This is a genomic window from Bradyrhizobium huanghuaihaiense (assembly GCF_007830635.1).
Classification (GTDB): Bacteria; Pseudomonadota; Alphaproteobacteria; order Rhizobiales; family Xanthobacteraceae; genus Bradyrhizobium; species Bradyrhizobium huanghuaihaiense.
The window spans coordinates 44,537-64,565 of record NZ_VLLA01000003.1 but is presented as its reverse complement, the minus strand read 5'-3'; the positions used below and the strand labels follow the sequence as shown (position 1 = coordinate 64,565).

Sequence of the window (20,029 nt, the reverse complement as noted above, 5' to 3'; positions counted from 1 at the left end):
GCAGCGTCAAGCCGCCGCACTCCGAAACGTCGCCGCCACCGCGCGCAGCGCCGCAAGCTTTGCGGGATCGCTGACCTTCGAATGCAGCATCACCTTCGAGCTGCCGAGCTTCGGCAGCTTGTGCGCAGGCCCGATGTCGATCAGCCCGGGAGGCGCAATCCGTCGCGCCAGCGGCGCAATCGCAAGTCCGGCGAGCGCGGCTGCGACCACCGCCGTGACGCCGCCGCCGACGAAGCGCTCGCGCCAGGCGAGGCCGGCCTTGTCGAGTGCGCGCACGGCGACGGCGCGCACCCCGCAGGGCGGGGCGAGTGTTGCGAGCGGCAGCGGCTCACCTTTCGGCAGAGCGAAGCGGCGTGATGCAAACCAGCAAAACTCGTCCTCGGCCAGCTTCTCGCCGCCGCGGCGGCTGCCTTCCTGGCGCACGATCACGGCGTCCAGCTCGCCCGCGTCGTAAGCGTCCTGCATCTCGCGCGAGAAGCCGATGGTGACGGCGAGGGTGATGTTTGACGACATCGCGTGCAGCCGTTCGAGCAGCGGCACCAGTTCGGGGCCGGCGGCGTGATCGGAGATGCCGAGCGAGAGCGACTGCGCGGCTGAAGCTTCGCCCGACAGGGCACGGTCATGCGCCTCCATCAGCGCGCGTGCGCGATCGAGGAACGCGGCGCCGTCGGCGGTCAGCCGGACCGCGCGTGGCGAGCGTTCGACGAGGCGTTTTCCCAGCAATGTCTCCAGCCGCTGCACCTTCAGGCTGACGGCCGCTTGCGTGGTGCCGAGCGCTTCGGCGGCACGGGTAAAGCTCTGGAGGTCGGCGACCAGAAGGAACGCCTGGACGGTGGCGATGTCGAGTGTGGCTGTCATTATGAATCGTTATCACTGGTATTAATAGAGATAAGATACCAAAATGACGGTGGAAGGTCTAGTTTCTCTCCAACGCCGCGCAAGTCGCGCAGCATATCGAGGAGAATGACCATGCCCCTGATCACTGTGTCCTACACCACCTCCCGCCAGTCGCCCTCGCTGAAGGCCGATATCGCGAACGCCGTGTCCGAGCTCACCGCCGAGATACTGCACAAGGATCCCAAGGTGACCGCGATTATCGTGAAGTCCGTCGATGCCGGCGACTGGTTCGCCGGCGGCAAGTCGCTCGCCGAGCAGAAGCTTGCCAGCTACTGGATCGATATCCACGTCACCGAGGGCACCAACACCAAGGACGAGAAGGCGGCCTATCTCGCCGCAATGTTCAAGCGCATGGCCGGGATTCTGGGGCCGCTGCATCCCGAGACCTACCTGCATGTCGACGAGGTCAAGGGCGACGCCTACGGGTTCGGTGGCCTGACCCAGGAGCGGCGCTACATCGCCGGCAAGCTCGAGGTAGCGCTGAAGGCGGCTTGACGTTGCAGGCCGCGGGTGAACAATTCACCCGCGGCCTGAAGCCGTCAGCTCGCCGCGCGGAACTGCACTTCGGCGTTGTTGATGAAGCACGTCTTGTCGAACAGCTTCAGGTCCAGCGGGTTCGGCAAGCGGACATCGCCGAGGTCGGGGCAGGGCTTGACCGTTGGATCGTAGGACCGGTCGATCTGCGAGATGAAGACGACGATCAGCCCCTTGTCGCGCGCGAACGATTTCAGCGCGCGCACCTGAACGGTCAGATCGGGATGCTCCCGCCTCTGGTCGAGCAGTTGCAGATAGTCGATCACCACGAATGTGCCGCGGGGAGACGCGGCCATCTGCTTGACGACGTAGTCGGCACTGATCGCGTCGGAGCAATCGACCTCGAGCATGCCGGCGAATTGCGCGGGGTCCGCGCCGATCGCACGAAGGCGATCCAGGACGTCTTTCTCGGTATATTCGAGTGAGAAGAAAGCGGCGCGATGGCCCGATCTCATGGCTTCGACGGCAAGTTCGAGGCTCATCAGGGTCTTGCCCTGGCCGGGACGCGCTCCGACCAGCACGAGATCGCCCGGGCGGAATTGCGGGAACAGCTTGCTCGCCGGCGTCATTGCGGCAGCCTTCGCTGCGAGCATGCTCCAGGCGGAAAAGCCTTCGGTCGCGGCGACGCGGTCAAGCGCGTCGTGGAGCGGAATGCTGGCTTCGCGGGACAGGCGCTTCGCCTTGCGCTTCAGATGGTAGATGGGCGCAGACAGTTTCATCGTCAAAACCTCCCATTGCGAGCATGGATCGCAACCCCTCCTTATGCCTGGCGCTCGAACAGTCGGCCGATGATCAACTCGCCCGGCATGAGGTCTGCTTTCCCGGCGGAGGGGGGAGGCGTGGGCGACACCGGAAACAAGCATAGCCGATTCCGCTACGAGCGGCGAGGCGACGGTTTTGCGGCCGCATCTGCGGCGCTATTTCGCGGGCAAGCTCAAACTATCGCCCGGCCGCGCGGCTTGACACTTGTCTTGAGCCAATGCAGCTTGAAGTTGATGATCTGGGCGATATTGCATTGCTTTCCGAATAATTGATTGGGCGAAGATGGATCAGACGATGGCCGTTGCGTTGGTTGCTGCCTCGGCATCACTTGCCGTCGCAGTGATCTCACAAATTTCTACTCGCAAGAACCAAGCCGCTATCGAGGAACTTAGGGACAGGCTTGGTCGCGAAAAGGCCGAAAGGGACGCCAAGCGCGATTATGAATATGAAGCGCGCAAACGGCTTTATGAGCAATGTGGCCCGATTCTCTTCCAGTTGGTTGAGCATTGCGAGGCAGCATATTTCAGAATCGTCGGTCTGGCCGAGAACGCGAAGTCAGGCAATCTGGAGCCCGACGATGAGGAGTGCTTTTTGCGGGATGAATACTATCGCACGTCCACCCTTTATCGGTTCTTGGCTCCCTGCGCGACGCTGAAGCTGTTGCAGCGCAGTATCACGTCGGTAGACCTGTCGTTGGACGCATTGATCTGGCGACAGTACACGCTCGCGCGACAAGCCTTCTTTGCATTCGGAGCGGAGTTTACGCTCGCAAAGACCAACCCGATGATCGACTACGATCCCTTTGATGCGGATGCCGATCGAAAGGCCAAGGCAAATCCTGAAAGATACTACCGGCAGGGTCTGCCGCTTGGGGTCATGGAATCTGCAATCGAGGCGCTTCTCATTTCCGACAACGGCAGGATGCGTCTGATGACCTATGCGGAATGCGAGGCGGCCTACGCGAAGAAAACAAGCAGTGTTCGAAAGCAGTTCGATGAGATTAGCTTTCTCATCGACGAGTTCCACCCGCGTTCACGGCCCATCTTCTGGCGAATTTTGGTAACCCAAGCCTGCTTGTATCGAGGCATCTTTGAGCAGAGTGAGTTGAAACGAGAAGATTGGGAGCTCGCCAAGCTGGCAATACCCGGAAACGAACGACCAAAGTTTGATTGGCGATCTCTAAAGGACGAGCACGTCACCAACGAGGCGGTGTTCATTCCATTGGACGTCGCCCAGACCTATCTTGAAAGTCGCCTGACTGTCGCCTTGAAGCGCATCGCCGCGACTTGACGGCGAACGCACCAACGGCCGCTTAAACCGCCGCTTCCGGCACCAACGCTTTGGTCGGCCCGAACAGGTCTTCAAATGCCTGGCGCAACGCGACGTCGACATCGGCCATGGTCACGAGCTGGCCGAGATCGACCAGCGAGGTGACGCCGTAGCGGGGATCAGCGACCCCGCAGGGCACGATGCCCGCGAAATGTGACAGCTCCGGCTCGACATTGATGGCGATCCCGTGGAACGACACCCAGCGCTTCAGCCGGACGCCGATCGCGGCGATCTTGTCCTCGTGCTCGGGCCCCTTGTCGGGCCGCTTCACCCAGACGCCGACCCGGTCCTCGCGCCGCTCACCGCGGACGTTGAAGGCAGCCAGCGTCTTCAGGATCAGCTCCTCCAGGCTCGCGACATAGGCCCGCACGTCCGGCCGGCGGCGTTTGAGGTCGAGCATGATGTAGGCCACCCGCTGGCCGGGCCCGTGATAGGTGAGCTGCCCGCCGCGGCCGGTGGCGAAGGTCGGGAATCGGGTATCGAGCAGGTCCGAATCCTTGCCTGAGGTGCCGGAGGTGTAGAGCGGGGGGTGCTCGAGCAGCCAAACCAGCTCCGGCGCCTCGCCCGCCGCAATCGCCGCAACGCGCGCCTCCATGGCGGCCACCGCCTCCGGATAGGGCACCGGAGCATCCGAGATTCGCCACTCCACGGGCGCGCCCGCGGATGCGGAAAACGACGTCAAATCGAGGTCTTGGCGGGGGTTTTGGGGCGAATTAACCATTGGCTAACCATAACGTGGTGATGATCAGGAGCAAATGAAGAGTCCCAAGTCCTAAGTCCCAAGTTGCGGCGGTCCTGACAGTGCCCACTCTCGACAAAGTCACCGTGGATCTCATGGTCGTCCTCGGGACGACCACGATGCCGATCCATCAAGTATTACGTCTTTCCCGCGGCGCCATCATCGAGCTGGACGCAACCGAGGCCGACGAGGTCAAGGTGCTCGCCAATAATCTGCCGGTCGCTTCCGGCGTCGTGCTGGTCGACCGCAACCGAATCGCGGTCGAGGTCAAGCAGATGCTGCCGCGCTCGCCGGGGACCCGGTAGCGGCCCGGACACCCGATAGGGCCGATCCGGGCAGGGATGGGGATTTTCCTGCCAAGCTTGTGGAATTCAGTGCCTTTGCAGGCTTGTATCCCCCTGATGGATTTGTTAGATCGGCGCCGCTGATCCGGCCAGCCTTCAAAGCCTCAGGCCGGCATCTCCTAGCGCTCGTGGCGGAACTGGTAGACGCGCTGCCTTGAGGTGGCAGTGGGTAACACCGTGGGGGTTCGAGTCCCTCCGAGCGCACCATACGGCGGATCGCGCCGCTTGAGCCGGGGCAGGGGCCTGTTTCTGCCGAAATGCGCTCGCAGATGAAATCAATGATCTGATCACGAAAGTGGCGGCATCGGAGAGATGCCTCTGGGCGAAGCGACTCAACCAATCTGATTTGTGCCGAGATTGGCCGCGGCAGCCTGGCGCGGCGACGGTCCTCAATCGATTTTGTCGAAGTCGCTTTCGGGCGCCCAATCGGGATTGAGATAGTCGATCGCCACGATCGACGTGCTGCCGAATTTCGAATGATGGACGCGCTGCAGTCCCGGCCCGATGCCCAGATTTGATCGCGAAGGCTGGCCGATCGACACCTTCATATTGCGTTTCTATGTTATTGCACCCTATAATTGATTAACTCCGAGAGATGCGAAATATCGGTCGCTGGCTTCCGGGTCCGAATGCGGGCGGCTGGAGTCGAGCACCTTTGCAAGGAGGGCAGCATGACGCTCAAGTCGGGATTCCAATTCGCGGAGGCGCAACTTCTGCTTGAGATGGCGCAGCATGCCTACGCCGGCACGCCATCGCTGACCGAAGTGGTGGCAACCTGCGGCGTGCCCCCCGTGCCCGATCCAAGCTCAAATTGGGCGATCCGCAAGGACCTCACCCCGACGAGTGCCACGCTGTTGGATAACTACTGGCAAGTCTGGCAGAACCAGAATGACACCACCCAATATGCGATCGCAGTGCGCGGCACGGTCGCAAGCGCAGCCAGCGTGTTGGCCGACTTGCTGTTCCCCCTGATCAACGCGCGCTTTGACGTGAAGCTCGGTCCGATCTCGTTGCCGTTCTACCTCGCCCGCGACGAGGGTGACAGTGCGGTGAAGGCCGGTGTCCATTCGGGCTTCGCTCTGAGTTTGCTGCTCATGCTGTTCACCACCGATAGCCCATTGTTCGTGACCTTGGGGCTGCTGGCGGAGCAGGGCAACGACGTCTACATCACCGGGCACAGCCAGGGTGCCTCGATCGCCACGCTGCTGACCTCGTTGGTCCGGCACTCGACGGATGTTTTCAAGGGGCCGTCCTACAAGACCTATACCTTCGCGCCGGCCAAGGCCGGCAACGACCATTACGCGTACGACTACGCGCGGCTTGCCGCCGTCGACGGATACGGTTGGGCCGTGACGTCGACGCAGGACTGGGTGCCGCAGGCGCCGTTTGCGCTGGAGTGGATATCAGACCTCAACACGCCAAATCCGCTGCGTGGGTTCGGCGGCAGTCTCAATCCTGAGGCAATGATCGCGCTCGGCAGCGTGGTCGCCGACGGTGAGAGCGCGGTCAATCGCGTTCGCGACGATGCGGTGAGGCGGCTCAAGCAGCGGGTCGAGAGTCTTTCTCGGAGACTGACATCCGAGACGATCCATTTGAACGCCGCCGATCTCGGCGCGGCAACCGCCGCACCGATCACCGGATCGACGATCGCGGATATGATCCAGCAGATCCTCGACCAGCTTCAGGCCTCGCTGAACTATGCTGACGTCGGCTCGCTGCTGCCGCTATTCGCCAACCCGGGTGGCAACCCGACCGATGGGACGCCGGGATGCCAGAAGCTGGACTATTTCTGGCAGCACCACCTCGGCAACTACCTGAAATACATGAAGCAGCAGTATGGCGGCTGAGCCGGGAATGACGCCAGAGCTGAGCCGGCTGCGGGGATCGCTCCTGCTTGCCTGGCTCACCCAACTCTAGCCGCTGCATTTGGGCATGAGGCCGTTCACATCCCGCACCAGATTGCGGCATCACGGCCTCGGCCGGATGTTTTCCTGTCACCAGGCTCTCGGTGTGGGTCTTGATGACCTCGATGATCTTCAGCAAGTCGCTCGAGCGCTGCTCGAAACATAATGCTGGCTTGCAGGTCAGTTTTTCATTTCGACCACCCTCATATCTGTGTGATGCCCTAACAGAGCGGCTGCCACATCTCGATATCGCGATCACGTGCGAGCAATGTGGGAAGCGCCTCATGCCAGGCGTCTCGATAGGGTCGCTTGATCTGGACGTTCACGACCTCCTCATGGCTCTCCCAGGTCTCGTAGAGCATGAAGCGATTTTCGGACGCCGGATCGCGATGCAGGACCGCCTGATGAAACGTCGGCTCGTGTCTCATCGCGTCGAGCACCGCCCCGAGCAGTCGCAGAAAATTCGTGCGCTGCTCGGGAACGACGTCAAACTTGATGACATAGGTGACCGGCATGGTGCTTCTCCTCGGCATGTGTTCGGCGGCGACGGAACGGCGTATCGGGCCTGCCCGGAAAGAGTGCTTCACGCGACCGCGCTCGGTCGATTACCTCGCAGGTCAAAAACACGCTGACATGGGGCGCGAATTGACCCGGACGAAGTTACGGCGGACGTAGGCGATAATCGCGGCCCGCAGCCCGGTTCATCGCGCGCTTGGAACCGCGAGCCGCACCTCAAGGTTGGTCACACGGGATCGATTTGAGGAGGAGCCGGCATGATGGTGATCGACCTTCGCGATGGAATTCGGCCGGTCAGCCTGTCGCTGGGGCAAAACGCCACGCGCGCAGCGATGAGGAGCCTCGAGGAGACCGGCGCAAGGCTTCGGGATCCACCCTCCAAATGAGCGGTACGCAGGCGTTCGATTGCATCATCATCGGGGGCGGGCCGGCAGGGTTGATGGCGGCGATATATCTGGCGCGCTTCCGTCGCCGCGTCTGCGTCGTGGACGCGGGTGCGAGCCGGGCCGCGCTGATCCCACGCAGTCATAATGTCCCCGGCTTCGTGCACGGCCTGTCCGGTGACGAGTTGATCGCGCGCATGTCGGCGCAACTGGACGAGCTCGCCGTGATACGCGTGGCGGCCGAGGTCACGGCCTTGCAACGTCACGACCGCGTTTTTCAGGCGAGCTGGAACGGCGGTGCGCACGGCGCCGCCACCGTCATTCTCGCCTGCGGGATCGTCGATACCCATCCGCCGTTCGAGCAATGGCGTGCCGCGGTCGCCGATGGTCTGTTGCGCTACTGTCCGGTCTGCGACGCCTTCGAGGCGAGCGGCCGCCGCATCGGTGTCATCGGACCGCTTCACCGTGCCGCCGGCAAGGCGCTGTTCCTGCGCGGCTACTCGCGCGACGTGATGCTGCTCGCAACCCGGTGGGATGACGGCGAAGCCGCAAGATCAGGACTGGCCGAGGCGGGGGTTCAGGTCGAGATCGCGCCCGACCTGCGATTGCGACGGGGCGACGGCAGCCTCGAAGCCGTCTTTGCCGGCGGCAGGACGGCGCGCTTCGACGTGGTCTATCCCGCGATGGGAGCGCAGGTGCGCTCGCAGCTCGCGATGGCGTTGGGCGCCGAGCATACCGGGGAGGGCTATCTCAAGGTCGACGACCACCAGCGCACGACGATCAGCGGGCTCTACGGCATCGGCGACGTCGTCACCGACCTGCACCAGATCTCGGTCGCGTTCGGCCACGCGGCGGTTGCCGCCTGCTCGATCCATCACGGCCTGCCGCGGCGCCTGGTGTGACTGACCTCGATCAAGTCTCACAATCGCGGGAACCAGGAACCAAGCGTGGTGGCTGGCCTTGGTTGAGCGGGCGAGGGCGACGTCTGCACGACTGGAGAGACCGCATGGCGCAATCGGAAGACATGACGCGCTGCATCGCGCATTGCATGAGTTGCTACCAGACCTGCCTCGGCACGGCGATGAACCATTGCCTCGAGACCGGCGGCAGGCACGTCGAGCCCAACCATTTCCGCCTGATGATGGCCTGCGCCGAAATGTGCCGGACGGCCGCGCATTTTATGCTGATCAACACGCCGCATCACCGGCATACTTGCGGCGAATGCGCCGAGATCTGCAGCGAATGCGCCAAGGACTGCGAGCGGATCGGCGGCATGGACGAATGCGTCGCGATGTGCCGCTCCTGCGCCCAATCCTGCCGCGCGATGGCAGCGTGAGGCGATGCCCATGCTGGAAGAGAAGCTCAAGGAAGCCATCATCGGCGAACTGGAACGCCAGGCGGCTGACCGGCCGCAAGCGCTGAAGCTCCAGGGCGCGAGCGAGGCGAACCGCTCGGAAGAGCTGGTCGTCAACGGCAAGATCGATCTTGCCGCTTTGGTCATGGTGATCGCGGGATCGGTCGCGGGCGGACCCTAGCTCGCGCCGTCGGCCGCCCTCAGCGTATTCCTCGCCGATTCGCCTGCCGTCACGCGCTCCGTGCTGAGCGCCGCAGTGACTGCGGCGGGTGGCCGAAGGCCCGGATGAAGGCGCGGCGCATCCGCTCGGGATCGCGAAAGCCGGTGGATTGCGCGACGCGCTCGATCGCCTCGCCGGAGGACTGCACCCGTTCGCGCGCCACCTCGACCCGCAGGCGCTCGACGGCCTTGGTCGGCGTCGATCCGGTTTCGGCGATGAAGGAGCGCACGAAATGCCGCGCGCTCAATCCCGCGCGCTCGGCAAGCGCATCGACGGTGAGCTGCGCGTCGAGATTTTCCCGCACCCAGGACAGCAGGCTGGCGAAGCGGCCGTTCGGCGTCTTGAGTTCGAGCAAGGTCGAGAACTGTGACTGCCCGCCGCCGCGGCGTTGATAGAGCACGAGCTGCCGCGCGGCGGCCTGCGAGACGTCCTCGCCGTGATCCTCGGCGATCATGGCGAGTGCGAGATCAATTCCGGCGGTGATGCCCGCCGACGTCCACACTTGACCGTCGCGGGTGAAGATCTGGTCCGGCTCGAGCCGGATCTTCGGGTAGCGTCCGGTGAAGTCGCGCGTGCAGGACCAGTGCGTGGTTGCACAGCGGCCGTCCAGGAGTCCCGCTTCGGCGAGCAGATAGGCGCCCGAGCAGACGCTGGCCATGCGCACGCCACGCCGCGCCAGTCTCTGGATGAAGGCGATCGTCGTCTTGCAGCGCGCCGCGGCCTCAACGCCTTCGCCGCCTGCGACGAACAGCGTCGTGACCCCGCTGGCCGATCGCAGGCTGCGCGCCAGCATCTCGGTGCCCGACGAGCTGCGCACCGCGCCGGCCTTGGCCGCGACCGTGATCACGCGCGGTGCATGGGGCACATGGCGTCTTGCGATCTCGAACACCGAGATCGGACCTGCCGCGTCCAGCAACTGGAATTCGGGAAAGATCAGGAAGCCGATCATGGACGCGTCCAAAAATGAGGGAATTACGCCGTTTCCGATCTCAAGGCCAACATGGCAGGCTGCCATCGTCAAGCGCGATGTCGAGGTTGGTCATGTCGGGTCCGTTGCAGATCGGTCTTCTGGTTTTTCCCCGCGTCACCCAGCTCGATCTCACCGGTCCGGCGCAGGTCTTCTCCAGTCTACCCGACGTGAACGTCCATCTGATCTGGAAGCGCATCGAACCGGTGCCGAGCGATTCCGTGATCCTGCTGACGCCGACCGTCACCTTTGCCGATTGTCCGCAGCTCGACGTGATCTGTGTACCCGGGGGCTATGGCACCGACGAGCTGATGCTCGACGAGGAGGTCCTCGCGTTCCTGCGCGAGCAGGAGAAGGGCGCCAGATACGTCACGTCGGTCTGCACCGGCTCGCTCGTGCTGGGCGCCGCCGGCCTGTTGCAGGGATATCGCGCGGCGACGCACTGGACGGCCGTCGATGCCCTGCCGTTCTTCGGCGCCTCGGTCTCGCGGGAGCGGGTGTGCATCGATCGCAATCGCATCACAGGCGGCGGCATCACGGCGGGAATCGATTTCGCGCTCACGCTGGTCTCGATGCTCCGGGGCCGCGCCGCCGCCGAGATGATCCAGCTCCGCATGGAATACAATCCCGCGCCACCGTTTGAGGCCGGCTCGCCGGATACGGCGCCGGCCGCGATCGTCGCGGCGATGCAGGAGCGCGTGGCGCCGTCACAGGCGCGGCGGCTGGAGTTCGTCAGGAAGGCCGTGGGTCAACGGGGATAGCGCAGGTCATCGCCGACATGCGTCGCGATGCTGAAACGGAGGGGGCAATGGCGCCTTGTCGTGTTGGAGAGTTGCGGTCGTGGCAGCGACGGCTTTGCCGGATGAGCCTGGCTCTTGTCCTGGCGCTGGGTCCGGTCGCGCTGATTGCGCGAAGCGCGGCCGCCGAGTTCTCCGGCGGGCAGATCAGGATCGGCATCGTCAATGATCAGGCCGGACCGTTGTCGGACCTCGCCGGACCCGGCTCGGTCGTCGCCGCAAAGCTGGCCGTCGAGGATTTCCAGAAGACGTCGCCGGGGCTGAAGGTCGACATCGTCATTGCCGATCATCAGAACAAGCCTGATATCGGCGCCCAGGTGGTGCGCAAATGGTTCGACGTTGACGGCGTCGACATGGTGGCCGATGTCGGCAACTCCGCGGTGGCGCTCGCGATCCAGTCGATCGCGCGCGACAAGAACAGGATCGTCATCTATTCGGCGGTCGGGACCACCGATATCGGCGGCAAGCAATGTTCGCGCACTGGCCTGATGTGGCTGCACGACAACTACAACCTGGTCGCAGGATCCGTTCGCAGGCTGGTGTCGCAGGGCTACGACAGCTGGTTCTTCATCGCGGCCGATTATGCGTTCGGGCGCAACATGGTGGAGGTGTCGCAGCGCGTGCTGGCTGCGGCCGGCGCCAAATCGCTCGGCGCGGTCTTTCACCCGCTCGGCAATGCCGACTACAGCTCGTTCCTGCTGCAGGCCCAGGCCTCGAAGGCGAAGGTCGTCGCCTTCGCCAATGCCGGCGAGCAGCTCGTGACCTCGATGAAGCAGTGGAACGAGTTCGGAATGACGACGGGGCCGCAGAAGCCGGTCGCCGAGCTGATGTTCCTGACCGACGTCCACGCCATGGGCGTCGAAACAGCGAAGGGGCTGACCACGGTCACGGCCTGGTACTGGAATCTGAATGAGGAGACGCGCGCCTTCGCCGAGCGGTTCTTCAAGCTGCACAAGGCGATGCCGACCGCGCCACAGGCCGCCGTCTACTCCGCCGTGCTGCAATATCTAAAGGCCGCGGCTGCGGCCGGAACGGACGAGACGAACGCCGTGCTGGAGAAGATGCGCGCGATGCCGGTGGACGACTTCTATGCCCGGGGAGCGCGGCTGCGCGCCGACAACAAGCTCGTGCACGATTTCTACCTGGTCGAGGTCAAGCAGACCGCGGACGTCAAAACCCCCTGGGACTACTACAAGGTCGTCGAGAAGATACCGGCCGATGACGCCTATCTTCCCCTGAGCCAAAGCGAGTGCCCGCTGCTCAAGGTGTCGGGAAACTAGCGGCGGCCGGAGGCCGGTGAGGGAGCCGGGGGCGAATGCGCCTCAGCCGTATTCCTCGCCGATGCCGTATTCCTTGTAGATCTCCAGCGGATCCATATCCGGAAACAGGCGGCATTTGGCCTGGGCGAGGTGCAGGCTCACCGCCGCCGGCTCCTTGCCGTTCGCGAGCATCTTGCGGATGTCGTCCATATGCGCGCTCGGCTGGTGCTTCGGCGCGAGCTGCTCCAGCGCGACCAGCGCGGTCGCGAGGGCCTCGGTCAGAACCCATTCGTCGTGGCCCGTGATTCCCTTCTTCGGCATCGGCAGACCCCAGATATGGCGGCGCCGCCCAGTCTAACGCGACTTCCGCCAAATCGCCATTGAGCCGTCGCGGACGGCCCGCGTCCGGCAGGCGCGCCCTTGCATTATGGCAGCGCGTGGCTAAAAGGCGGCAAATTGCAGGGCCGTGGTATCTTTGTTGAAACAATCTTGGCGTAGACGGGCGTCTGCAGGGATCCGGCTGGCAGTTCCGGTCTGGCTCCCCGATCCCGCATTCGCACGCGCGCCCGCCTGTGCGCCCTCAAGGCTCAAGCCAGCATGGTTTTTCTCAGCTTCGTCTACCGCTTCGTCACCAACTTCGCGTTCATGGCGGTGGTCTATTTCAGCCTGAACTTCATGGAGAAGTATCCGAACCGGGCGATCCTCGCGATCCTGGTGCTGGTCTATGCCGGCATGCGAGCCGCCTCGACGCTGCGTGCGTTCTACTTCTTCCAGAAGATCGAGAAGCTGGAGGCCGAGACGAAGCGTCTTCAGGCCCCGATCAACGACGGCTCGGGCGGAACCAGTGCGCGCAAGCAGGTCGTTGCCGACGTCGCACGGCTGCGCCGCGATGGCGAGCTCAAGTCCTATATGGACCTGTTCTTCCTGGCGCTGATCGTGCTGCTCTGCGTCGCCGCGATCATGCGGCAATAGCCGCTTTAGGCGCGCTTCTTCACGCTGGTCGCAACGCGGGTCGGGCGGGGCTTGGCTTGCGCGGCATGCTTGGGGGTGACAGGCGCCGCACGCGCCGTCCGGGCAGCGTGTGGCTTGACGGCCTTGCCCTTTGCAGCCTTGTCCTTGCCCGCGCGGGGCGTCTCGGCCGCCATGGCCATCCGCGTCGCGGCGCGCCGCGACAGGGTCGTGGAGAGCAGCACCTCGACCGAGCCCTCCGGAATCGAGAAGAGATCGTGGCCGGGCACGGGCAGGGTGGATGCGATATCCGTTTGCCCCTTGGTCCGGCGCGGCAGCAGCGGCTGGTGCTCGGTCTGCGCATTGAGGTCGGCCAGCGCCGGCGCCGGCAGCGTCCGGGTCTCGGTGAACACGAAATTCGGAACGGCCGGCCAGCGCGCGATCGGCGTCGTCTCGGTCGGCGGATGCAGCAACCATTCGACCGGCGTGGTCGGCGTTGCCGGCCGGTCAGGGGTCGCCGGCACCACATGCACGATGCGATAGCCGCGCGCCTTGAGGTCCCGGATGATTTTTGGCAGCGCTGCAACCGTCCGCGCCTGGATGTCGTGCAGCAGCAGGATGCCCTTGCCCTTGGCCTCCAGCCGCTGGATCGCGAGCTGGTAGACACGATCGGACGACACATGCCGCCAGTCGTCGGCCGGGAAATCGGCGCTCCAGACCTGGATGCCGCGCGAGATCAGATAGTTCTCGACACCCTCGGCGCGCATCAGGCCGGGAATGCGGAAGAACGGCGCGAGTTTTGACGGATCGGTCATCGCGGCCGAGGTCCACTCGATGCCGCCGTTGATCTCGGGCTCGTATTTCTCGACCGGCATCCGGTCGAACGTCAGCGGATGGCTCATGCTGTGGGTGCCGACGGTGTGTCCCGCCGCGACCAGCTTGCGCACGCCTTCCGGGTTCGCCTTGGCCTGCTGGCCGATGATGAAGAAGGTCGCCTTGATGCACTCGTCGTCGAGCATCTTGAGGACCTGGTTGGAATATTTCGGCAGCGGGCCGTCGTCGAAGGTCAGGACGACCTCGTGGTCTTTCAGGGGCAGCGTCTCGCGGTACTGCATGGTGCCGATGCGCGGATGCTCGCGCGGATCGACCACGAGGGTGCGGGACGTCCCGAGCGCGTCCGGGTGGCCGGGGCAGTCGGCCGCATAGGCTGCCGGTGCGCCCACGGTCAGAAAACCCAGACACAGGACGATCCACGATCGCGTCCGAACCACAACGCTACTTCCGATCATGAATCCCGTCTGCCTCATGCGATTGCCGCCATAGTAGGTCGGAGACGCCTGGAAACGGTTCAGCCGCCATACCCTTCCATCATTGCATGCCGTAGCATGAACAGAGTGTTAATAGGGCCAAAATCACCCCATTTTGCGCCGCCGTGACATTCCAGCATCAGCGCGCATCGGCGCTTTTCTGTGACGTGCCCGCCGGGGCCACGTGAACCACCCGAAACCCGTTCTGCTTCAGATACCGCAGGAAGGCCGGCATGATCGCCGCCGTGCGCGCCTTCGGATCGTGGAAGAGGATGATACCCTTGCCGCTCGCAGCGAGGCGCTCGGTGACCAGCTTCAATTCCTGCTCCGGCGTCATCTCGTTCCAGTCGCTGGCCCAGAGATCGGCCCCGAACACGACGATGCCGCGCGATTGCAGCAGGTCGAGTTGTCCTTGCGTCGCTTCGAAATAGGGGAAGCGGAAGAACGGCGTCGAGGGCGTCGTCGTCGAGACCCCGTGCAGCGCCATCTCGTCGGCTGCGATGCCGCGGTCGATCTCGCTCCTGGCCTTGTCGAACGGGATCCGCGCCATGAACGGATGCGAGAAGGTGTGATGGCCGATGGTATGGCCTTCGCGCGCGATGCGCTTGACCATCTCGGGGTGCTCGGAGGCGTGCAGGCCGATAAGGAAGAACGTCGCGCGCACGCATTCCTGCGCCAGCGCCGCCAGCACCTTCGACGTCGTCGGCGGATGCGGGCCGTCGTCGAAGGTCAGCACGACCTCGTGATCGGCCAGCGCCAGCGTCTGCGGGAAGCTCTTCAGGCCGACGCGCGGCGTGGCCTTGGCATCGACGCTCAGGATACGCGAGGTACCGAGCGCATCCTTGCGCGGGCACTCGGCGGCATCCGCCGAGCCCATGCCGGTGAGGGCCGCAAGGACCGCGCCCGCCGACATCGATGTCCATTTCAGCCGAAGCATCTTTGCCATTGCGCTTGCAGTTGCCTTGTGGGTATTGCCTGAACCATCAGCTCAGACCACTCGTTCCAACCTGTCAAACGGCGAGGCGCACCATGGATGAACATATGGACGGTGCCCCATCCGCTGCGGATTCGGTACTCGACCACGTCCCGATGCGCAATGAAGACGGCGAGATTCGTCACGAATTCGTCGAGGAAATCGCCCATGCGATCGAGGCCGGCGACAGCGCCGCGTTGCGCGCCTGTGTCGCGGAGCTGCACGAGGCGGACCTCGGCGATCTGATCGGCGCGCTCGCGCCCGACGACCGCGTCCGCCTGGTCGAGCTCACGGGGCGTGACTTCGACTTCTCGGCGCTGAATGAGGTCGACGAGGCCGTGCGCGAGGAGATCCTCGAGGAGCTGCCGCCGGAGACGGTGGCCGAAGGCGTCCGCGAGCTCGAATCCGACGACGCGGTCGAGCTGCTGGAGACCCTCGACGAGGACGAGCAGGAGGAAATCCTCGAGAAGCTGCCGCTGCAGGAGCGCGTCGCGCTCGAGCGCAGCCTGCTGTATCCGGAAAATTCCGCCGGCCGCCGCATGCAGACCGAGTTCATCGCCGTGCCCCAGGATTTCACCGTCGGGCAGGCGATCGACTACATGCGCGAGACGCCGGACCTGCCCGACCGCTTCTACGAGATCTACGTGGTCGACAAGGACCAGCATTGGCAGGGTGCGGTCTCGCTCGACGTGCTGCTGCGCGCCCGCCGTCCAGTGCCGCTCACCGAGCTGACCGACGAGGATCGCCGCCGCGTCTCCGTCCTGGAGGACCAGGAGGAGGTGGCGCGCATGTTCGGCAAGTACAATCTGGTCGCAGCCCCCGTGCTCGACACCCAGGACCGCCTCGTCGGCGTCATCACCGTTGACGACGTCGTCGACGTCATCGAGGAAGAGGCGGACGAAGACCTCAAGGCGCTCGGCGGTGTCACCAGCGACGAAGAACTGTCCGACACCGTGTTCACCATTGCGCGCGCGCGGTTCAACTGGCTGCTGGTCAATCTCGCGACGGCGTTCCTCGCGTCCTCCGTGCTCGGCCTGTTCGAGGGCCAGCTCGAGAAGATGGTCGCGCTCGCGGTGCTGGCGCCGATCGTGGCGAGCCAGGGTGGCAATGCCGCGACCCAGACCATGACGGTCGCGGTGCGCGCGCTGGCGACGCGCGAGCTCGGCTCCTCCAACGCCTGGCGCGTGGTGATGCGCGAAGGCCTGGTCGGCCTCGTCAACGGCCTCGCCTTCGCTGTGATCACGGGCATCGCGGCGGTCGCCTGGTTCAAGATCCCGGGCCTCGGCATCGTCATCGGGCTCGCCATCATCTGCAACCTCGTCGCCGGCGCGCTCGGCGGCATCCTGATCCCGATGGCGCTCGAACGCGTCAGGGCCGACCCGGCGGTGGCATCAGGCACGTTCGTCACCACGGTGACGGATGTCGTCGGCTTCTTCTCCTTCCTCGGCATCGCGACGCTCTGGTTCGGGTTGAAGTAGGCGGTCCTTGCGCTCGTGTCCCGGGCGCGCTGCGGCGCGTAGCGCTGCTGCGCAGAACCGGGACCCAGAAGGCGGCACGGTCCGCCGCGGTGAAATGGGCCCCGGCTCAGCAGCGCACCGCTGAAGAAGCGCTGCGCTGCGTCCGGGGCACGAGACCTCGCTATCTTTAATCCGAACTTAAGCGACCTGCCGCATCATCGCCTGCGCTTGGGGGAATGGACATGCGGTTGCGGCTGAAGGCGGATGGACGGATCGTCGAGTTGCGGGACGGACAGGAATTTCCGGTCCAGCCGGCGGCCAATGCCGCGTCCGGCGACACCTCTTCGCTCGCGGTGCGCGACCTGCGGCGCCGTGCCTGCCTGACCCAGATGGAGTTCGCCGCCAAGCTCGGTGTTCCCGTCGAGACCATCCGCAACTGGGAGCAGGGCAAGCGCGCCCCGCGGGGACCCGCCCGCGCGCTGCTCGCGGTGATCGCGCATGCGCCCGACACGGTGTTCCAGGCGCTGGCCAAGGCCTGACGTCATGGCCTGACGTCAAGGCTGGCTGCGAACCTCCTGTTAGCATTGCCCTGAATATCCGCCCCGCAGGCACCGACGTCCGTTGGCAACCATGACGGGTGAGGTTCATAATGTCGGCCGGGGCTGCGTAACAGAGAGGACTCCTCATGCTGTTCGTCGAGGCCAATGGTGTAAGGATCCCGTCGATCGGGCTCGGGACCTGGGAACTGGAAGGGCGCACCTGCGCCCGTGTGGTCGAGCAGGCGCTGCGGCTCGGCTATCGCCACATCGACACCGCCCAGGTCTACGACAATGAGCGCGAGGTCGGCGACGGCTTACGCGCCTCAGGCGTGCGCCGCGACGACATTTTCCTCACGACGAAAGTCTGGACCAACCATTTCGCGCCCCACGATCTCGAGCGCTCGGTCAAGGAGAGCCTCGCGCGCCTGCGGCTTCCCTGCGTCGATCTGCTGCTGCTGCACTGGCCCAATCCGCATGTGCCACTGGTAGAGACGCTTGGCGCGCTGTCGCATGCGAAGCGCATGGGGCTGACCTGCCACATCGGGGTCTCCAACTTCACGGTGGCGTTGATCGAGCAGGCGGTGGCGCTGTCATCAGAGCCGCTGGTCTGCAACCAGATCGAATTCCACCCTTATCTCGACCAGGCGAAGGTGAGGGCGGCCTGCGACCAGCACGGCCTCGCGCTGGTTGCCTACAGCCCCATCGCCAAGGGCCGCATCAAGTCCGACCAGACCCTCGTCGCCATCGGTCGCGCGCATCGCAAGACGCCGGCGCAGGTCTGCCTGCGCTGGCTGCTGCAACAGAATGTCGCTGCGATCCCGCGCACCTCGCGCGTCGAACGCCTGTCGGAGAACATCAATATCTTCGATTTCGAGCTCTCGGACGACGAGATGGCGCAGGTCGCCGCGCTGGCCAGCCCCAAGGGCCGACTGACCGATTTCGGCTTCGCACCGAAATGGGATTGAGGGGAGATCGCGGTATGCTAACAGCAGGGCGGCAACCCAAGACCGGGCGATGGAACTGCGGAAGATCATACGGACGGACATTGCGGCGTCGGCGATTGCGCATCTGACGCTGGTGGCGCTGATCATCGTGATCAGCGAGGTCCATCCGTTTCGTAGCCAGGCGCCCGAGACCGTTTCGGTCGACATCGTCACGCCGGAGCAGGTGAAGCAGGAGGAGGCCAAGGCGGAGGAGAAGGCCCAAGAGAAGGCAGAGGAGAAGGCAAAGCAAGAGGTCCCCGACCTGAAGCTGCCGAAGCTGGATTTTAGCGACAAGGACAAGGCGGAAACAGCGCCGAAGCCTGCGGCCAAGCAGCAGGCCGCATCGCAATCATCGCAGCAGAAGGCGTCGCCCGAACCGGAGCAGAAACAGCCGCAGCCGCAACCTTCGCAGGCGCCGAAGCAAACTGAGGCGACCGCGCAGCCACAGGTCCAGCAGCCACAGCCGCCGCAACCGCAGCCTCAGCCGTCGCAACTGCCGCCGCCGCAATCGCAGCCCCAGCCGGCGCCGCAGCCGCCACAGGCGATGCAGCCGCCGCAGGCCGCGCCGCCGCCGGCCTATCAGGCGCCGGAGCCTGACGTCACCGTCAAGTACGGCGTCATGCTCGGGCTGCCGCCCGAACTGCCGCCCGAGCTACCGAAAGATGCCCCCAAGGACGATGGCGGCGATGCCAAGGATTCAATTGCAGCCAAGCTGCCGGCCGAAGTCATCGCCGCGCTTCGCCGTCATTTGAGAGGCTGCGCCAAGCTGCCGGCCGGGGTCGACCCGACCGACAACGTGCACATCAAGCTCCGCACGGTGTTCGCCACCGACGGCACGCTGGCGCGCCCGCCGATCCTGCTCGAAGCCCCGCCATCCGCGAAGGGCGTGGCCATCGTGAAGTCCGCAACGAGCGCGCTGCAGGCCTGCCAGCCCTACAAGATGCTGCCGGCCGACAAATACGAGGAATGGAAGGTGTTGGACCTGCCGTTCAGCCCGCGGGATTTCGGCGGCGGGTAAGGGGCCTGCTCGCGTTATCCGTTGGCGGCGAGGCAGGCGCGGACTTTGTCGGCGGGTCCTCTCGGGACGGCATGGGCCCGCCATTGCTCGATCGTGGCGCCAGCTGAGGCGAGGCATCGCCTGATGTTTCGGTCATATGTCGCACGAGACATGCTGTCGCGCTTGGCCTGGCAGGACGGATCGCCATGGCACTCGTAGAGCGGAGCTGCCTTCGCCGTCGATAGCCCCAGAACCGCCGCGACGGCAGCAATCAAAACCTTATTTTTCATTTTGCCCCCCTGAAAAACCATAGGTCGTTTCCTGGTCCGGCGCTCGTAGCTCTGCCGGAAACCGCGAATACAATGACAACGAGAGATCAGACAGTCCAGCCTTCGACTGCCCGTTTCATGGATTTTCCACGCGGCCCCCGGCGTCACTGTCCGACGGGCAAACCAGCCGACGTTTTCGGTGGATGTCACTGTCAGGCCGTTGCGCCAAAAATATTCCACTTTACCGAAATTCGGATTTGTCGTAGATATTGCTCATCCCGGCTCATCCTTGAGGGGCGATCATGTGGTCGTCATTTTCTCCGAGACAGTCGTGGTTCAGCCGAGGAGCCGCGGGGTACAGGATTCCCTGCTCCAGTGCGCAATTGCGCACAAGGCGGGGAATGACGGCGGTATTTGGAGAACGAAGCAGATGCCACACACTCCGTCATTGCGAGCGCAGCGAAGCAATCCAGAGGGTTTCTGCGGAGGGATTCTGGATTGCTTCGCTGCGCTCGCAATGACGACGTGGAGAGAGTATGCGCGCACATTGC

The 20,029-nt window shown here is 64.4% G+C and carries 24 protein-coding genes and 1 tRNA gene; 16 read left to right on the top strand and 9 right to left on the bottom strand.

Going from position 1 to position 20,029, the window contains the following annotated elements; translation table 11 throughout:
• Window positions 1–6: 6 nt before the first annotated feature.
• Window positions 7–858, bottom strand: a complete 852-nt coding sequence (locus IQ16_RS07900; RefSeq protein ID WP_018647366.1) for a LysR family transcriptional regulator — start codon at window positions 856–858, stop codon at window positions 7–9.
• A gap of 111 nt (window positions 859–969) precedes the next feature.
• Here IQ16_RS07900 and IQ16_RS07895 point away from each other — a divergent pair, with 111 nt between their 5' ends.
• A complete protein-coding gene (locus IQ16_RS07895; RefSeq protein ID WP_026312690.1) occupies window positions 970–1,392 on the top strand; it encodes a tautomerase family protein in 423 nt (140 codons plus the stop codon).
• Window positions 1,393–1,436: 44 nt separating this feature from the next.
• Here IQ16_RS07895 and IQ16_RS07890 read toward each other — a convergent pair whose 3' ends face one another.
• Entirely contained in the window at window positions 1,437–2,150 is a 714-nt protein-coding gene (locus IQ16_RS07890) for a DNA helicase (RefSeq protein WP_018647368.1), read from the bottom strand.
• A 325-nt stretch (window positions 2,151–2,475) separates the two neighbouring features.
• On the opposite strand from IQ16_RS07890, the gene IQ16_RS07885 reads away from it, so the two are divergent.
• Window positions 2,476–3,483 (top strand): hypothetical protein, encoded by a 1,008-nt coding sequence (locus IQ16_RS07885; RefSeq protein ID WP_018647369.1) that lies wholly within the window; start codon window positions 2,476–2,478, stop codon window positions 3,481–3,483.
• A 22-nt stretch (window positions 3,484–3,505) separates the two neighbouring features.
• Here the strand turns inward: IQ16_RS07885 and lipB are convergent, their stop codons facing one another.
• Window positions 3,506–4,243, bottom strand: a complete 738-nt coding sequence (lipB, locus tag IQ16_RS07880) for a lipoyl(octanoyl) transferase LipB (protein ID WP_018647370.1) — start codon at window positions 4,241–4,243, stop codon at window positions 3,506–3,508.
• Between the two features lie 80 nt (window positions 4,244–4,323).
• Here lipB and IQ16_RS07875 point away from each other — a divergent pair, with 80 nt between their 5' ends.
• Complete coding sequence (locus IQ16_RS07875) at window positions 4,324–4,566, top strand: FliM/FliN family flagellar motor switch protein (protein ID WP_018647371.1); 243 nt, start codon at window positions 4,324–4,326, stop codon at window positions 4,564–4,566.
• 161 nt (window positions 4,567–4,727) lie between these two features.
• Window positions 4,728–4,812, top strand: a tRNA-Leu gene (locus tag IQ16_RS07870).
• Window positions 4,813–4,994: 182 nt separating this feature from the next.
• Here IQ16_RS07870 and IQ16_RS45060 read toward each other — a convergent pair.
• Window positions 4,995–5,153: a hypothetical protein gene (locus IQ16_RS45060; protein ID WP_018647372.1), complete on the bottom strand. Its 159-nt coding sequence runs from the start codon at window positions 5,151–5,153 to the stop codon at window positions 4,995–4,997.
• 123 nt (window positions 5,154–5,276) lie between these two features.
• On the opposite strand from IQ16_RS45060, the gene IQ16_RS07865 reads away from it, so the two are divergent.
• Window positions 5,277–6,452 (top strand): lipase family protein, encoded by a 1,176-nt coding sequence (locus IQ16_RS07865; RefSeq protein WP_018647373.1) that lies wholly within the window; start codon window positions 5,277–5,279, stop codon window positions 6,450–6,452.
• A 278-nt stretch (window positions 6,453–6,730) separates the two neighbouring features.
• Here the strand turns inward: IQ16_RS07865 and IQ16_RS07860 are convergent, their stop codons facing one another.
• Window positions 6,731–7,024: a putative quinol monooxygenase gene (locus tag IQ16_RS07860; RefSeq protein ID WP_018647374.1), complete on the bottom strand. Its 294-nt coding sequence runs from the start codon at window positions 7,022–7,024 to the stop codon at window positions 6,731–6,733.
• 258 nt (window positions 7,025–7,282) lie between these two features.
• Between IQ16_RS07860 and IQ16_RS47250 the strand changes: the two genes are divergently transcribed.
• From IQ16_RS47250 to IQ16_RS07845, 4 genes are all read left to right on the top strand, one after another.
• Window positions 7,283–7,411: a hypothetical protein gene (locus IQ16_RS47250; RefSeq protein WP_018647375.1), complete on the top strand. Its 129-nt coding sequence runs from the start codon at window positions 7,283–7,285 to the stop codon at window positions 7,409–7,411.
• Window positions 7,408–8,310 (top strand): NAD(P)/FAD-dependent oxidoreductase, encoded by a 903-nt coding sequence (locus IQ16_RS07855; protein ID WP_145831352.1) that lies wholly within the window; start codon window positions 7,408–7,410, stop codon window positions 8,308–8,310. Before IQ16_RS47250 ends, IQ16_RS07855 begins: the two co-directional genes overlap by 4 nt.
• A 104-nt stretch (window positions 8,311–8,414) precedes the next feature.
• Window positions 8,415–8,744 carry a four-helix bundle copper-binding protein gene (locus IQ16_RS07850; protein WP_018647377.1) on the top strand — a complete coding sequence of 110 codons (330 nt, stop codon included), beginning with the start codon at window positions 8,415–8,417 and terminating at the stop codon, window positions 8,742–8,744.
• A 10-nt stretch (window positions 8,745–8,754) separates the two neighbouring features.
• Window positions 8,755–8,943 carry a hypothetical protein gene (locus IQ16_RS07845; protein WP_026312691.1) on the top strand — a complete coding sequence of 63 codons (189 nt, stop codon included), beginning with the start codon at window positions 8,755–8,757 and terminating at the stop codon, window positions 8,941–8,943.
• A gap of 49 nt (window positions 8,944–8,992) precedes the next feature.
• Here IQ16_RS07845 and IQ16_RS07840 read toward each other — a convergent pair whose 3' ends face one another.
• Window positions 8,993–9,931, bottom strand: coding sequence for a GlxA family transcriptional regulator (locus tag IQ16_RS07840; RefSeq protein WP_018647379.1), 939 nt, complete (start codon window positions 9,929–9,931; stop codon window positions 8,993–8,995).
• Window positions 9,932–10,023: 92 nt separating this feature from the next.
• Here IQ16_RS07840 and IQ16_RS07835 point away from each other — a divergent pair, with 92 nt between their 5' ends.
• Window positions 10,024–10,710 (top strand): DJ-1/PfpI family protein, encoded by a 687-nt coding sequence (locus tag IQ16_RS07835; protein ID WP_018647380.1) that lies wholly within the window; start codon window positions 10,024–10,026, stop codon window positions 10,708–10,710.
• A gap of 101 nt (window positions 10,711–10,811) precedes the next feature.
• Window positions 10,812–12,026: an ABC transporter substrate-binding protein gene (locus IQ16_RS07830; RefSeq protein ID WP_018647381.1), complete on the top strand. Its 1,215-nt coding sequence runs from the start codon at window positions 10,812–10,814 to the stop codon at window positions 12,024–12,026.
• Between the two features lie 42 nt (window positions 12,027–12,068).
• Here IQ16_RS07830 and IQ16_RS45525 read toward each other — a convergent pair whose 3' ends face one another.
• Window positions 12,069–12,326, bottom strand: a complete 258-nt coding sequence (locus IQ16_RS45525) for a hypothetical protein (protein WP_018647382.1) — start codon at window positions 12,324–12,326, stop codon at window positions 12,069–12,071.
• A 276-nt stretch (window positions 12,327–12,602) separates the two neighbouring features.
• Here IQ16_RS45525 and IQ16_RS07820 point away from each other — a divergent pair, with 276 nt between their 5' ends.
• A complete protein-coding gene (locus tag IQ16_RS07820; RefSeq protein WP_018647383.1) occupies window positions 12,603–12,977 on the top strand; it encodes a hypothetical protein in 375 nt (124 codons plus the stop codon).
• Window positions 12,978–12,982: 5 nt separating this feature from the next.
• On the opposite strand, the gene IQ16_RS07815 is transcribed toward IQ16_RS07820, so the two are convergent.
• The gene (locus IQ16_RS07815) at window positions 12,983–14,242 is read right to left on the bottom strand and encodes a polysaccharide deacetylase family protein (RefSeq protein ID WP_020608106.1); all 1,260 of its coding nucleotides are present in this window, start codon (window positions 14,240–14,242) and stop codon (window positions 12,983–12,985) included.
• A 157-nt stretch (window positions 14,243–14,399) separates the two neighbouring features.
• Window positions 14,400–15,173 carry a polysaccharide deacetylase family protein gene (locus IQ16_RS07810; protein WP_026312693.1) on the bottom strand — a complete coding sequence of 258 codons (774 nt, stop codon included), beginning with the start codon at window positions 15,171–15,173 and terminating at the stop codon, window positions 14,400–14,402.
• A 116-nt stretch (window positions 15,174–15,289) separates the two neighbouring features.
• On the opposite strand from IQ16_RS07810, the gene mgtE reads away from it, so the two are divergent.
• From mgtE to IQ16_RS07790, 4 genes are all read left to right on the top strand, one after another.
• Entirely contained in the window at window positions 15,290–16,711 is a 1,422-nt protein-coding gene (gene mgtE, locus IQ16_RS07805; protein WP_018647386.1) for a magnesium transporter, read from the top strand.
• A gap of 215 nt (window positions 16,712–16,926) precedes the next feature.
• Window positions 16,927–17,229: a helix-turn-helix domain-containing protein gene (locus IQ16_RS07800; protein WP_018647387.1), complete on the top strand. Its 303-nt coding sequence runs from the start codon at window positions 16,927–16,929 to the stop codon at window positions 17,227–17,229.
• 146 nt (window positions 17,230–17,375) lie between these two features.
• On the top strand, window positions 17,376–18,194 hold the full coding sequence (locus IQ16_RS07795; RefSeq protein ID WP_018647388.1) for an aldo/keto reductase: 819 nt from the start codon (window positions 17,376–17,378) through the stop codon (window positions 18,192–18,194).
• Between the two features lie 49 nt (window positions 18,195–18,243).
• The gene (locus tag IQ16_RS07790; protein ID WP_018647389.1) at window positions 18,244–19,230 is read left to right on the top strand and encodes a hypothetical protein; all 987 of its coding nucleotides are present in this window, start codon (window positions 18,244–18,246) and stop codon (window positions 19,228–19,230) included.
• The last annotated feature ends 799 nt before the right edge of the window (window positions 19,231–20,029 follow it).

What these genes read in the sequence shown, in the direction of transcription:
- IQ16_RS07900 (WP_018647366.1), bottom strand. Translation starts at nt 858, where the DNA reads ATGACAGCCACACTCGACATCGCCACCGTCCAGGCGTTCCTTCTGGTC.
- IQ16_RS07895 (WP_026312690.1), top strand. Translation starts at nt 970, where the DNA reads ATGCCCCTGATCACTGTGTCCTACACCACCTCCCGCCAGTCGCCCTCG.
- IQ16_RS07890 (WP_018647368.1), bottom strand. Translation starts at nt 2,150, where the DNA reads ATGAAACTGTCTGCGCCCATCTACCATCTGAAGCGCAAGGCGAAGCGC.
- IQ16_RS07885 (WP_018647369.1), top strand. Translation starts at nt 2,476, where the DNA reads ATGGATCAGACGATGGCCGTTGCGTTGGTTGCTGCCTCGGCATCACTT.
- lipB (WP_018647370.1), bottom strand. Translation starts at nt 4,243, where the DNA reads ATGGTTAATTCGCCCCAAAACCCCCGCCAAGACCTCGATTTGACGTCG.
- IQ16_RS45060 (WP_018647372.1), bottom strand. Translation starts at nt 5,153, where the DNA reads ATGAAGGTGTCGATCGGCCAGCCTTCGCGATCAAATCTGGGCATCGGG.
- IQ16_RS07865 (WP_018647373.1), top strand. Translation starts at nt 5,277, where the DNA reads ATGACGCTCAAGTCGGGATTCCAATTCGCGGAGGCGCAACTTCTGCTT.
- IQ16_RS07860 (WP_018647374.1), bottom strand. Translation starts at nt 7,024, where the DNA reads ATGCCGGTCACCTATGTCATCAAGTTTGACGTCGTTCCCGAGCAGCGC.
- IQ16_RS47250 (WP_018647375.1), top strand. Translation starts at nt 7,283, where the DNA reads ATGATGGTGATCGACCTTCGCGATGGAATTCGGCCGGTCAGCCTGTCG.
- IQ16_RS07855 (WP_145831352.1), top strand. Translation starts at nt 7,408, where the DNA reads ATGAGCGGTACGCAGGCGTTCGATTGCATCATCATCGGGGGCGGGCCG.
- IQ16_RS07850 (WP_018647377.1), top strand. Translation starts at nt 8,415, where the DNA reads ATGGCGCAATCGGAAGACATGACGCGCTGCATCGCGCATTGCATGAGT.
- IQ16_RS07845 (WP_026312691.1), top strand. Translation starts at nt 8,755, where the DNA reads ATGCTGGAAGAGAAGCTCAAGGAAGCCATCATCGGCGAACTGGAACGC.
- IQ16_RS07840 (WP_018647379.1), bottom strand. Translation starts at nt 9,931, where the DNA reads ATGATCGGCTTCCTGATCTTTCCCGAATTCCAGTTGCTGGACGCGGCA.
- IQ16_RS07835 (WP_018647380.1), top strand. Translation starts at nt 10,024, where the DNA reads ATGTCGGGTCCGTTGCAGATCGGTCTTCTGGTTTTTCCCCGCGTCACC.
- IQ16_RS07830 (WP_018647381.1), top strand. Translation starts at nt 10,812, where the DNA reads ATGAGCCTGGCTCTTGTCCTGGCGCTGGGTCCGGTCGCGCTGATTGCG.
- IQ16_RS45525 (WP_018647382.1), bottom strand. Translation starts at nt 12,326, where the DNA reads ATGCCGAAGAAGGGAATCACGGGCCACGACGAATGGGTTCTGACCGAG.
- IQ16_RS07820 (WP_018647383.1), top strand. Translation starts at nt 12,603, where the DNA reads ATGGTTTTTCTCAGCTTCGTCTACCGCTTCGTCACCAACTTCGCGTTC.
- IQ16_RS07815 (WP_020608106.1), bottom strand. Translation starts at nt 14,242, where the DNA reads ATGATCGGAAGTAGCGTTGTGGTTCGGACGCGATCGTGGATCGTCCTG.
- IQ16_RS07810 (WP_026312693.1), bottom strand. Translation starts at nt 15,173, where the DNA reads ATGTCGGCGGGCGCGGTCCTTGCGGCCCTCACCGGCATGGGCTCGGCG.
- mgtE (WP_018647386.1), top strand. Translation starts at nt 15,290, where the DNA reads ATGGATGAACATATGGACGGTGCCCCATCCGCTGCGGATTCGGTACTC.
- IQ16_RS07800 (WP_018647387.1), top strand. Translation starts at nt 16,927, where the DNA reads ATGGACATGCGGTTGCGGCTGAAGGCGGATGGACGGATCGTCGAGTTG.
- IQ16_RS07795 (WP_018647388.1), top strand. Translation starts at nt 17,376, where the DNA reads ATGCTGTTCGTCGAGGCCAATGGTGTAAGGATCCCGTCGATCGGGCTC.
- IQ16_RS07790 (WP_018647389.1), top strand. Translation starts at nt 18,244, where the DNA reads ATGGAACTGCGGAAGATCATACGGACGGACATTGCGGCGTCGGCGATT.